At 55.0% G+C, this 12,319-nt stretch carries 12 protein-coding genes; all 12 read left to right on the top strand.

Annotation, left to right across the window (positions count from 1 at the left end):
* The first annotated feature begins 3 nt into the window (after positions 1 to 3).
* The 12 genes from rpoC (at position 4) to rplV (ending at position 12,314) form a co-directional block, all read left to right on the top strand.
* A complete protein-coding gene (gene rpoC, locus ACZ89R_RS14820) occupies positions 4 to 4,203 on the top strand; it encodes a DNA-directed RNA polymerase subunit beta' (protein ID WP_007896632.1) in 4,200 nt (1,399 codons plus the stop codon).
* A gap of 216 nt (positions 4,204 to 4,419) precedes the next feature.
* Positions 4,420 to 4,791, top strand: a complete 372-nt coding sequence (gene rpsL, locus ACZ89R_RS14815) for a 30S ribosomal protein S12 (RefSeq protein ID WP_002555494.1) — start codon at positions 4,420 to 4,422, stop codon at positions 4,789 to 4,791.
* A 118-nt stretch (positions 4,792 to 4,909) separates the two neighbouring features.
* Positions 4,910 to 5,380, top strand: coding sequence for a 30S ribosomal protein S7 (gene rpsG, locus ACZ89R_RS14810; protein ID WP_002555493.1), 471 nt, complete (start codon positions 4,910 to 4,912; stop codon positions 5,378 to 5,380).
* A 30-nt stretch (positions 5,381 to 5,410) separates the two neighbouring features.
* Complete coding sequence (gene fusA, locus ACZ89R_RS14805) at positions 5,411 to 7,516, top strand: elongation factor G (protein WP_007896659.1); 2,106 nt, start codon at positions 5,411 to 5,413, stop codon at positions 7,514 to 7,516.
* 31 nt (positions 7,517 to 7,547) lie between these two features.
* On the top strand, positions 7,548 to 8,741 hold the full coding sequence (tuf, locus tag ACZ89R_RS14800) for an elongation factor Tu (protein WP_007896660.1): 1,194 nt from the start codon (positions 7,548 to 7,550) through the stop codon (positions 8,739 to 8,741).
* A gap of 157 nt (positions 8,742 to 8,898) precedes the next feature.
* Complete coding sequence (gene rpsJ / locus ACZ89R_RS14795; protein WP_003186070.1) at positions 8,899 to 9,210, top strand: 30S ribosomal protein S10; 312 nt, start codon at positions 8,899 to 8,901, stop codon at positions 9,208 to 9,210.
* Between the two features lie 80 nt (positions 9,211 to 9,290).
* Entirely contained in the window at positions 9,291 to 9,926 is a 636-nt protein-coding gene (rplC, locus tag ACZ89R_RS14790) for a 50S ribosomal protein L3 (protein WP_003186059.1), read from the top strand.
* A gap of 12 nt (positions 9,927 to 9,938) precedes the next feature.
* Complete coding sequence (gene rplD, locus ACZ89R_RS14785) at positions 9,939 to 10,541, top strand: 50S ribosomal protein L4 (RefSeq protein ID WP_095630591.1); 603 nt, start codon at positions 9,939 to 9,941, stop codon at positions 10,539 to 10,541.
* A complete protein-coding gene (gene rplW, locus ACZ89R_RS14780; protein ID WP_002555488.1) occupies positions 10,538 to 10,837 on the top strand; it encodes a 50S ribosomal protein L23 in 300 nt (99 codons plus the stop codon). Before rplD ends, rplW begins: the two co-directional genes overlap by 4 nt.
* A 14-nt stretch (positions 10,838 to 10,851) precedes the next feature.
* Positions 10,852 to 11,676 carry a 50S ribosomal protein L2 gene (gene rplB, locus ACZ89R_RS14775; protein ID WP_003176423.1) on the top strand — a complete coding sequence of 275 codons (825 nt, stop codon included), beginning with the start codon at positions 10,852 to 10,854 and terminating at the stop codon, positions 11,674 to 11,676.
* Positions 11,677 to 11,692: 16 nt separating this feature from the next.
* On the top strand, positions 11,693 to 11,968 hold the full coding sequence (rpsS, locus tag ACZ89R_RS14770) for a 30S ribosomal protein S19 (RefSeq protein WP_002555486.1): 276 nt from the start codon (positions 11,693 to 11,695) through the stop codon (positions 11,966 to 11,968).
* A gap of 13 nt (positions 11,969 to 11,981) precedes the next feature.
* Positions 11,982 to 12,314: a 50S ribosomal protein L22 gene (gene rplV, locus ACZ89R_RS14765; protein ID WP_003103908.1), complete on the top strand. Its 333-nt coding sequence runs from the start codon at positions 11,982 to 11,984 to the stop codon at positions 12,312 to 12,314.
* The last annotated feature ends 5 nt before the right edge of the window (positions 12,315 to 12,319 follow it).

The raw sequence follows: 12,319 nt of genomic DNA, 5'->3' as shown, positions 1-12,319 counted from the left end.
GCCTTGAAAGACCTACTGAATTTGCTGAAAAACCAGGGTCAAGTCGAAGAGTTCGACGCCATCCGTATTGGATTGGCATCGCCTGAGATGATCCGTTCGTGGTCGTTCGGTGAAGTTAAAAAGCCGGAAACCATCAACTACCGTACGTTCAAACCTGAGCGTGACGGCCTGTTCTGCGCCAAGATCTTTGGCCCGGTAAAGGATTACGAGTGCCTGTGCGGTAAGTACAAGCGCTTGAAGCACCGTGGTGTGATCTGCGAGAAGTGCGGCGTTGAAGTCGCGCTGGCAAAAGTTCGTCGTGAGCGCATGGCGCACATCGAACTGGCCTCGCCAGTTGCCCACATCTGGTTCCTGAAATCGCTGCCGTCCCGTATCGGCTTGCTGATGGACATGACCCTGCGTGATATCGAACGCGTTCTCTACTTCGAGAGCTATGTCGTTATCGATCCAGGCATGACCACCCTTGAAAAGGGTCAGCTGCTTAACGACGAGCAGTACTTCGAAGCGCTGGAAGAGTTCGGCGACGATTTCGATGCCCGCATGGGTGCCGAAGCTGTCCGTGAACTGCTGCACGCTATCGACCTGGAGCACGAGATTGGTCGCCTGCGTGAAGAAATTCCGCAAACCAACTCCGAAACCAAGATCAAGAAGCTGTCCAAGCGTCTGAAGTTGATGGAAGCCTTCCAGGGTTCCGGCAACCTGCCAGAGTGGATGGTGCTGACCGTTCTGCCGGTTCTGCCGCCAGATCTGCGTCCACTGGTCCCGCTGGATGGCGGTCGCTTCGCGACTTCCGACCTCAACGATCTGTATCGTCGAGTGATCAACCGTAACAACCGCTTGAAGCGTCTGCTCGATCTGTCCGCTCCGGACATCATCGTGCGCAACGAAAAGCGTATGTTGCAGGAAGCCGTCGATGCACTGCTCGACAACGGTCGTCGTGGCCGCGCTATCACTGGTTCCAACAAGCGTCCTCTGAAATCCCTGGCTGACATGATCAAGGGTAAGCAGGGTCGTTTCCGTCAGAACTTGCTCGGTAAGCGTGTTGACTACTCCGGTCGTTCGGTAATTACCGTAGGTCCGACCCTTCGTCTGCACCAGTGCGGTCTGCCGAAGAAGATGGCTCTCGAGCTGTTCAAGCCGTTCATTTTCGGCAAGCTGGAAATGCGTGGTCTTGCTACCACCATCAAAGCTGCCAAGAAGATGGTCGAGCGTGAGCTGCCAGAGGTTTGGGACGTTCTCGCTGAAGTGATTCGCGAACACCCGGTTCTCCTCAACCGTGCACCGACCCTTCACCGTCTGGGTATCCAGGCGTTTGAACCGGTACTGATCGAAGGTAAGGCTATCCAGCTGCACCCTCTGGTCTGTGCTGCGTACAACGCCGACTTCGACGGCGACCAAATGGCCGTGCACGTACCGCTGACGCTGGAAGCCCAGTTGGAAGCGCGTGCGTTGATGATGTCGACCAACAACATTCTGTCGCCAGCCAACGGTGAGCCAATCATCGTTCCGTCGCAGGACGTTGTGTTGGGTCTGTACTACATGACTCGTGAAGCGATCAACGCCAAGGGCGAAGGTCGTGTGTTCGCGGATCTGCAAGAAGTTGACCGTGTGTTCCGTGCCGGCGAAGCCGCACTGCACGCTAAAGTCAAAGTGCGGATCAACGAAACCGTCAACGATCGTGATGGTGGCAGCGTCAAGAACACCCGTATCGTCGACACCACTGTCGGCCGTGCGCTGTTGTTCCAGGTTGTTCCACCTGGCCTGTCGTACGACGTCGTCAACCAGCCGATGAAGAAAAAGGCGATCTCCAAGCTGATCAACCAGTGCTACCGCGTGGTTGGTTTGAAAGAGACCGTGATCTTCGCTGACCAGTTGATGTACACCGGTTTTGCTTATTCGACCATTTCCGGCGTTTCCATCGGTGTTAACGACTTCGTTATCCCGGATGAAAAAGCCCGCATCATCGGTGCAGCCACCGACGAAGTGAAAGAGATCGAAAGTCAGTACGCCTCCGGCCTGGTAACCCAGGGCGAGAAGTACAACAAAGTGATCGACCTTTGGTCCAAGGCGAACGACGAAGTTTCCAAGGCGATGATGGCCAACCTCTCGAAAGAGAAAGTCATCGACCGTCATGGCGTCGAAGTCGATCAAGAGTCTTTCAACTCGATGTACATGATGGCCGACTCGGGCGCACGGGGTTCTGCTGCGCAGATCCGTCAGCTCGCCGGTATGCGTGGCCTGATGGCCAAGCCGGACGGTTCCATCATCGAAACGCCGATTACTGCGAACTTCCGTGAAGGTTTGAGCGTACTTCAGTACTTCATCTCCACTCACGGTGCTCGTAAAGGTTTGGCGGATACCGCGTTGAAAACTGCGAACTCCGGTTACCTGACTCGTCGTCTGGTAGATGTGGCGCAGGATCTGGTTGTGACCGAGATCGATTGCGGCACCGAACATGGCCTGGTAATGACTCCGCACATTGAAGGCGGTGACGTTGTTGAGCCGCTGGGTGAGCGCGTATTGGGTCGTGTTATTGCCCGTGACGTTTTCAAGCCAGGTACCGAAGAAATCATCGTTCCTGCCGGCACGCTGGTAGACGAGAAGTGGGTCGAGTTCATCGAGCTGAACAGCATCGACGAAGTGATCGTGCGTTCGCCGATCAGCTGCGAAACCCGCTACGGCATTTGCGCCAAGTGCTACGGTCGTGACTTGGCTCGTGGTCACCAGGTGAACATCGGTGAAGCGGTCGGCGTTATCGCTGCCCAGTCCATCGGTGAGCCGGGTACCCAGCTGACCATGCGTACGTTCCACATCGGTGGTGCGGCAAGCCGGACCTCCGCAGCCGACAGCGTTCAGGTGAAGAATGGCGGTACCGTCCGTCTGCATAACCTGAAGCACGTTGAGCGAGTGGATGGTTGCCTGGTTGCTGTGTCTCGTTCCGGTGAGCTGGCGATCGCTGATGACTTCGGTCGTGAGCGCGAGCGTTACAAGCTGCCGTACGGTGCTGTGATTTCGGTTAAAGAAGGTGACAAGGTCGACGCTGGCGCAATCGTGGCCAAGTGGGATCCGCACACTCACCCAATCGTTACCGAAATGAAAGGTACCGTGACCTACGTGGGCATGGAAGAAGGCATCACGATCAAGCGTCAGACTGACGAATTGACCGGTATGACCAACATTGAAGTACTCGACGCCAAAGACCGTCCAGCTGCCGGTAAAGATATCCGTCCTGCTGTGAAGATGGTTGATGACAACGGCAAGGATCTCTTGCTGCCGGGTACCGACGTAATTGCTCAGTACTTCTTGCCTGCTAACGCCCTGGTCGGTGTAGCGGACGGCGCGAAAATCGCGATCGGTGATGTTATCGCTCGTATTCCGCAAGAGACTTCGAAGACCCGTGACATCACCGGTGGTCTGCCGCGTGTTGCCGACTTGTTCGAAGCCCGTCGTCCGAAAGAAGCCTCGATTCTGGCTGAAGTCAGCGGCACCATCGCGTTCGGTAAAGAAACCAAAGGCAAGCGCCGTCTGGTTATCACCCCGAACGACGGTAGCGATCCGTACGAAGAGCTGATTCCTAAGTGGCGTCACCTGAACGTCTTCGAAGGCGAACAGGTAAACCGCGGCGAAGTTATCTCCGACGGCCCGAGCGATCCACACGACATCCTGCGTCTGCTGGGTGTTAGTGCGCTGGCCAAGTACATCGTGAACGAGATCCAGGACGTTTATCGTCTGCAAGGCGTGAAGATCAACGATAAGCACATCGAGACCATCCTGCGTCAGATGCTGCGTAAAGTTGAAATCGCTGAATCCGGCGATTCCAGTTTCATCAAGGGCGACCAGATGGAATTGACTCACGTTCTGGTAGAGAACGAGCGTCTGGCTGGCGACGAGAAGTTCGTTTCCAAGTTCACTCGCGTATTGCTGGGTATCACCAAGGCGTCGTTGTCCACTGAATCGTTCATCTCGGCGGCTTCCTTCCAGGAAACCACTCGCGTACTGACCGAAGCGGCGGTAACCGGCAAGCGCGATTACCTGCGCGGCCTGAAAGAAAACGTGGTCGTGGGTCGTTTGATCCCGGCGGGTACCGGTCTGGCTTACCACAGCGAGCGCAAGCGCCGCCGTGATGCTGACAAACCGTTGCGCGTAAGCGCCAGTGAAGTGGAAGCTGCACTGACCGAAGCGCTGAACTCAAGCGGTAACTGAGTTCTGCGATAAATGAGCGTAAGGCCCTGGCCGTTCCGTTCATCGAATCGAGACAATTTGTCGAGGTTGGATGAGCGGGGAGGTCGGGGCCTTGCCTTGACTGGGGGCAAGATCCTCTTTAGACTCTTGTACCCCTAAATTTGGCGGGAATTCGTTCCTGCCATTTTGCTTTTCTTGCAAGACAATAGCGTCGCAAGACAACAGTGGAGCTAGTAGATGGCAACTATCAACCAGCTGGTACGTCAGCCGCGTAAGCGTATCGTCGAGAAATCCGACGTGCCTGCGCTGCAGAACTGCCCGCAACGTCGTGGCGTATGCACCCGTGTGTATACCACCACGCCGAAAAAACCTAACTCGGCACTGCGTAAAGTATGCCGTGTGCGTCTGACCAACGGTTTCGAGGTTTCCTCGTACATCGGCGGTGAAGGCCACAACCTGCAAGAGCACAGCGTGGTACTGATCCGCGGCGGTCGTGTAAAAGACTTGCCAGGTGTTCGTTACCACACCGTACGCGGTTCTTTGGATACTTCCGGCGTTAAAGGTCGTAACCAGGGTCGTTCGAAGTACGGTACCAAGAAGCCTAAGTAGTAGTGGCTTTTTGTAAAAACTGATTTTCTATTTTTCTGAGTCGATAAGAGTAAGGTCGGAGGCGTCCCGAAAGGGCACCGATTCCGAGCGAACCTGAAGACCGTTTGAGGGCTTATCCATGCCAAGAAGACGCGTAGCAGCCAAGCGCGAAGTGCTTGACGATCCAAAGTACGGCAGCCAAATCCTGGCCAAGTTCATGAACCACGTTATGGAAAGCGGCAAGAAAGCCGTTGCCGAACGTATCGTTTATGGCGCGCTGGAAAAGGTTAAAGAACGCAAGAACAGCGATCCCCTGGAAATCTTCGAGAAAGCTCTCGACGCCATCGCTCCGCTGGTCGAAGTAAAGTCGCGCCGTGTAGGCGGTGCTACTTACCAGGTTCCGGTCGAAGTTCGTCCGTCCCGTCGTAACGCTCTGGCAATGCGCTGGTTGGTAGACTTCGCCCGTAAGCGCGGCGAGAAGTCTATGGCTCTGCGTTTGGCTGGCGAACTGTTGGACGCTGCCGAAGGCAAAGGTGCTGCAGTTAAGAAGCGTGAAGACGTGCACCGTATGGCTGAAGCCAACAAGGCTTTCTCGCACTACCGCTTCTAATTTTAGCGTCACTAATTTTGCGAGGGCTTTATGGCTCGTACTACACCGATTAACCGCTACCGTAACATTGGTATCGTTGCTCACGTGGATGCTGGTAAAACCACCACCACCGAGCGCGTCCTTTTTTACACTGGCAAAAGTCACAAAATGGGCGAGGTGCATGACGGCGCCGCGACCACAGACTGGATGGTGCAGGAGCAGGAGCGTGGTATTACCATTACTTCTGCTGCAATCACCGCCTTCTGGCAGGGTTCCGAGAAGCAGCACAAGGACCAATACCGCTTCAACGTCATCGACACCCCGGGCCACGTTGACTTCACTATTGAAGTTGAGCGTTCCCTGCGTGTTCTCGATGGTGCGGTCGTTGTGTTCTGCGGCACCTCGGGTGTTGAGCCTCAGTCGGAAACCGTATGGCGTCAAGCCAACAAATACGGCGTTCCACGTCTTGTTTACGTAAACAAGATGGACCGTGCTGGTGCGAACTTCCTGCGCGTGATCGGTCAGATCAAGCAGCGTCTGGGTCACACTCCGGTGCCAATCCAGTTGGCCATCGGTTCCGAAGACAACTTCCAGGGTCAGATCGATCTGATGTCTATGGAAGCTGTTTACTGGAATGACGCTGACAAAGGCATGGTTCCAGTTCGCAAACCTATCCCTGCTGAGCTGCAGGAACTGGCTGACGAGTGGCGCGGCAACATGGTTGAGGCTGCGGCCGAAGCCAGCGAAGAGCTGATGAACAAGTACCTCGAAGGTGAAGAGCTCACCAACGCGGAAATCAAGGCCGCTCTGCGTCAGCGTACTATCGCTGGTGAGATCGTTCTGGCTGTTTGCGGTTCTTCCTTCAAGAACAAGGGTGTTCCCCTGGTTCTCGACGCCGTGATCGACTACCTGCCTGCTCCTACCGACATTCCTGCCATCAAGGGTACTGACCCGGATGACGAGACCAAGGAAATGGAGCGTCACGCAGACGACAGCGAGCCGTTCTCGGCTCTGGCGTTCAAGATCGCTACCGACCCATTCGTGGGTACCTTGACCTTTGTTCGAGTTTACTCGGGCGTGTTGGCCTCCGGCGACGGCGTGATCAACTCGGTTAAAGGCAAGAAAGAGCGCGTGGGTCGTATGGTGCAAATGCACGCAAACGCCCGTGAAGAAATCAAGGAAGTGCGCGCTGGTGACATCGCGGCCTTGATCGGCATGAAGGACGTCACCACTGGTGAAACTTTGTGCAACGCTGACAAGCCAATCATCCTGGTTCGCATGGACTTCCCGGAGCCGGTTATTTCGGTTGCCGTAGAGCCTAAGACCAAGGACGACCAGGAAAAAATGGGTATCGCTCTGGGCAAGCTCGCTCAGGAAGATCCATCTTTCCGCGTTAAGACTGATGAAGAGACTGGTCAAACGATCATCTCCGGCATGGGCGAGTTGCACCTGGACATCCTGGTTGACCGGATGCGCCGTGAGTTCAACGTCGAAGCCAACATCGGCAAGCCTCAAGTTTCGTACCGTGAGCGCATCACGAAGAGCTGCGAGATTGAAGGCAAGTTCGTTCGCCAGTCCGGCGGTCGTGGCCAGTTCGGTCACTGCTGGATTCGTTTTGCTCCTGCTGACGAAGGTCAGGAAGGTCTGCAATTCCTGAACGAAGTAGTGGGTGGTGTGGTTCCTAAGGAATACATCCCGGCTATCCAGAAGGGTATCGAAGAGCAGATGAAGAACGGCGTTGTTGCCGGCTATCCGCTGATCGGCCTGAAGGCTACCGTGTTTGATGGTTCCTACCACGACGTCGACTCCAACGAGATGGCGTTTAAAGTGGCTGCTTCCATGGCAACCAAGCAACTGGCCCAGAAGGGTGGTGGTGAGTTGCTTGAGCCGATCATGGCGGTAGAGGTTGTTACGCCTGAAGACTATATGGGTGACGTGATGGGCGACCTTAACCGTCGTCGCGGCATGATCCTGGGTATGGAAGACACGGTCTCCGGCAAAGTGATTCGCGCCGAAGTGCCGCTGGGTGAGATGTTCGGTTATGCGACCGACGTCCGTTCCATGTCCCAAGGTCGCGCAAGCTACTCTATGGAATTCAAAAAATACAATACAGCTCCGTCGCATATCGTCGAAACTGTTACCAAAAAACAAGGCTGATTCAGCCCCTTTAGGCTAGGAGTTAATTGTCGTGGCTAAAGAAAAATTTGACCGTACCCTCCCGCACGTCAACGTTGGCACCATCGGTCACGTCGACCACGGTAAAACCACGCTGACCGCTGCTCTGACTCGCGTCTGCTCCGAAGTTTTCGGTTCGGCCGTTGTTGCTTTCGACAAAATCGACAGCGCTCCGGAAGAAAAGGCTCGTGGTATCACCATCAACACCGCGCACGTTGAATACAACTCGCTGATCCGTCACTACGCTCACGTTGACTGCCCAGGTCACGCTGACTATGTGAAGAACATGATCACCGGTGCTGCTCAGATGGACGGCGCTATCCTGGTTTGCTCGGCCGCTGATGGTCCGATGCCACAAACCCGTGAGCACATCCTGCTGTCCCGTCAGGTTGGCGTTCCGTACATCGTTGTCTTCCTGAACAAGGCTGACATGGTTGACGACGCTGAGCTGCTGGAACTGGTTGAGATGGAAGTGCGCGATCTGCTGAGCACTTACGACTTCCCAGGTGATGACACTCCGATCATTATCGGTTCGGCTCTGATGGCTCTGAACGGCCAAGACGACAACGAAATGGGCACCACTGCCGTTCGTAAACTGGTTGAGACTCTGGACAGCTACATCCCGGATCCAGTCCGTGTTATCGACAAGCCGTTCCTGATGCCAATCGAAGACGTATTCTCGATCTCCGGTCGCGGTACTGTTGTAACTGGCCGTATCGAGCGCGGTATCGTCAAGGTTCAGGATCCACTGGAAATCGTTGGTCTGCGTGACACTACCGTCACCACCTGCACCGGTGTTGAAATGTTCCGTAAGCTGCTCGACGAAGGTCGTGCTGGCGAGAACTGCGGCGTTCTGCTGCGTGGTACCAAGCGTGACGACGTTGAGCGTGGCCAGGTTCTGGTTAAGCCAGGTTCGGTTAAGCCGCACACCAAGTTCGAAGCTGAAGTCTACGTTCTGAGCAAAGAAGAAGGCGGTCGTCACACTCCGTTCTTCAAAGGCTACCGTCCACAGTTCTACTTCCGTACTACTGACGTGACTGGTAACTGCGAACTGCCGGAAGGCGTTGAAATGGTAATGCCGGGCGACAACATCAAAATGGTTGTCACCCTGATCAAGACCATCGCAATGGAAGACGGTCTGCGTTTCGCTATCCGTGAAGGCGGTCGTACCGTCGGCGCTGGCGTCGTAGCCAAAATCATCGAGTAAGCTCTTTTTTGAGTTAGCTTTGATGGGTTGAAAAAGCCTCCGCTTAGCGGGGGCTTTTTTATTGGGTTGACACCTATATGGGGCGTCTATAGAATTGCGCCTCCTTTTAACGGGCGTATTGCGCTCGGTGGGAATAGCAGCCGGAGTCTGAAATCCAATGCAAAATCAGCAAATCCGTATCAGGTTGAAGGCTTTTGACCATCGCCTGATCGACCAATCCACCCAGGAAATCGTGGAAACCGCGAAACGTACTGGTGCTCAAGTGCGTGGTCCAATTCCACTGCCTACCCGTAAAGAGCGGTTCACCGTTCTGGTCTCCCCGCACGTCAACAAAGACGCGCGTGACCAGTACGAGATCCGTACTCATAAGCGCGTTCTGGACATTGTCCAGCCAACGGACAAAACCGTTGATGCACTTATGAAGCTTGATCTTGCGGCCGGTGTGGAAGTGCAGATCAGCCTCGGCTAAGACTCGGTCTTAGTCGTGTAACGCTCTGAAATGGGCGGCCATAGCGGGTGAAAGCCCCGTACACTCATGAGGTTTACAACATGACTATTGGTGTAGTCGGTCGTAAATGCGGTATGACCCGTATTTTCACCGAAGAAGGTGTCTCCATTCCGGTCACGGTCATTGAGATCGAGCCGAATCGCGTCACCCAGTTCAAAACTGAAGAGACCGATGGCTATCGTGCAGTGCAAGTCACTGTAGGCGAGCGTCGTGCTTCGCGTGTTACAGCTGCTCAGGCTGGCCACTTCGCTAAAGCGAACGTTGCCGCTGGTCGTACCGTAATGGAATTCCGCCTTGAAGAAGGCGAGTACCAGGCCGGCGATCTGATCAACGCTGAAATCTTCGCTGCTGGTCAACTGGTTGATGTAACCGGTCAGTCCAAAGGTAAAGGCTTCCAGGGTACGATCAAGCGTTGGAACTTCCGCGGGCAAGATAATACCCACGGTAACTCCGTGTCCCACCGCGTTCCAGGCTCTATCGGCCAGTGCCAGACTCCTGGTCGTGTATTCAAGGGCAAAAAAATGTCCGGTCATATGGGCGCTGAGCGCGTGACCGTGCAGTCCCTCGAAGTAGTGCGCGTGGACGCTGAACGCAATCTGTTGTTGGTCAAGGGCGCTGTTCCTGGCGCTACTGGCGGCAACTTGGTTGTACGTCCAGCAGCCAAGGCTCGCGGTTAAGGGGAAGCTGACATGCAATTAAATGTAAATGACGCTCAAGCGATCGAAGTTTCCGAACTGACATTTGGCGGCGAATTCAACGAGACGCTGGTTCACCAAGCAGTCGTGGCCTACATGGCCGGCGGCCGTCAAGGTAGCAAGCAGCAAAAGACCCGTTCCGACGTTCGTGGTGGTGGTAAGCGCCCATGGCGTCAGAAAGGTACTGGCCGTGCTCGTGCCGGTACTATCCGTAGCCCAATCTGGCGTGGCGGCGGTACCACTTTCGCAGCTCGTCCTCAGGATCACACCCAGAAGCTGAACAAGAAGATGTATCGCGCAGCAATGCGTTCCATCCTTGCTGAGCTGGTGCGTACTGATCGTCTGGTTGTGGTTCAGGACTTCGCTGTTGATGCACCGAAGACCAAAGATCTGCTGAGCAAACTGACCGGCATGGGCCTGACTGACGTCTTGATCGTGTCTGAAGTGGTTGATCAGAACCTGTACCTGGCTGCTCGCAACCTGCCGCACGTTGACGTACGTGACGTGCAAGGTTCCGATCCAGTTAGTCTGATCGCATACGACAAGGTGTTGATCACCGTGTCGGCCGTGAAGAAATTCGAGGAGCTGCTGGGATGAACCAGGAACGCGTATTTAAAGTTCTGCTTGGCCCGCACGTTTCCGAGAAGGCTACGGTTCTGGCTGACAAGAAAGGCCAGTTCGTTTTCAAGGTTGCAACTGACGCAACCAAGCTGGAAATCAAGAAGGCCGTCGAAAGCCTGTTCAGCGTGAAAGTAGAGCGTGTTACTACCCTGAATGTTCTGGGTAAGAGCAAGCGCACTGCTCGCGGTCTGGGCAAGCGTAATGACTGGAAGAAGGCAGTTATCTCCCTTCAGCCAGGCCAAGATCTCGATTTCAGCAGCAGTGCTGAGTAAGGAAGGGGTGCATCATGGCAATCGTTAAATGCAAACCGACTTCCCCTGGCCGCCGTTTTGTGGTCAAGGTGGTCAACCAGGAGCTGCATAAAGGCGCTCCTCACGCACCGCTGCTCGAGAAAAAATCGAAGACTGGTGGTCGTAACAACAATGGTCGTATTACCACTCGTCACATCGGTGGTGGCCATAAGCAGCATTATCGTCTGGTCGATTTCCGTCGCAACGACAAAGATGGCATCTCTGCCACTGTCGAGCGTATTGAATACGATCCAAACCGTACTGCTCACATCGCTCTGCTGCTGTACGCAGATGGCGAGCGTCGCTACATCATCGCCCCTAAAGGCGTGAGTGCTGGTGACCAGCTGATCGCAGGTGCTTTGGCACCGATCAAGCCGGGCAACGCTCTGCAACTGCGTAACATTCCAGTTGGTAGCACCGTACACGGCATCGAATTGAAGCCAGGTAAAGGCGCGCAAATCGCTCGTTCCGCTGGTGCTTCGGCTCAGCTGATCGCTCGTGAAGGTGTCTACGTGACCCTGCGTCTGCGTTCTGGTGAGATGCGTAAAGTGCTGGCTGAATGCCGCGCGACCCTGGGTGAAGTCTCGAACTCCGAGCACAGCCTGCGTTCGCTGGGTAAAGCTGGTGCCAAACGCTGGCGTGGCGTTCGCCCAACCGTTCGTGGTGTTGCCATGAACCCGGTTGACCACCCACATGGTGGTGGTGAAGGTCGTACCTCTGGTGGTCGTCATCCGGTATCGCCATGGGGCTTCCCGACTAAGGGCGCGAAGACTCGTGGTAATAAGCGTACCGACAAAATGATCGTCCGTCGTCGCAAGTAAATAGAGGGATACGACAGTGCCACGTTCTCTGAAAAAAGGTCCTTTTATTGATCTTCACCTACTGAAGAAGATCGAAGTGGCGGCGGAAAAGAACGATCGCAAACCAGTTAAGACCTGGTCGCGTCGTTCGATGATCCTGCCACAAATGGTCGGTCTGACCATTGCAGTGCATAACGGTCGTCAACATGTTCCAGTTCTCGTGAACGAAGACATGGTCGGCCACAAACTGGGCGAGTTTGCCGGTACCCGCACATATCGTGGGCACGTGGCAGACAAGAAAGCCAAGCGTTAAGGGGTAAGGAACGATGGAAGTAGCCGCTAAGTTGTCGGGCGCTCGAATCTCCGCCCAGAAAGCCCGCTTGGTCGCCGACCAGATCCGCGGGAAGAAGGTGGGCGAAGCGCTCAACCTGTTGGCTTTCAGCAGTAAGAAAGCCGCCGAGATCATGAAGAAAGTGCTGGAGTCGGCCGTAGCCAACGCCGAGCATAACGAAGGCGCAGACGTTGATGACCTGAAGGTCAGCACCGTTTTCGTCAACGAAGGGCGTTCGCTGAAGCGAATCATGCCACGTGCCAAAGGCCGTGCTGATCGCATCGTCAAGCGGTCTTGCCATATCACTGTCAAGGTTGCTGACAAGTAACGGAG

It is taken from the genome of Pseudomonas sp. TE3728 (assembly GCF_056279145.1).
Note: the sequence above shows the minus strand (reverse complement) of the source record. Positions and strands in the feature narration are given on the sequence as shown.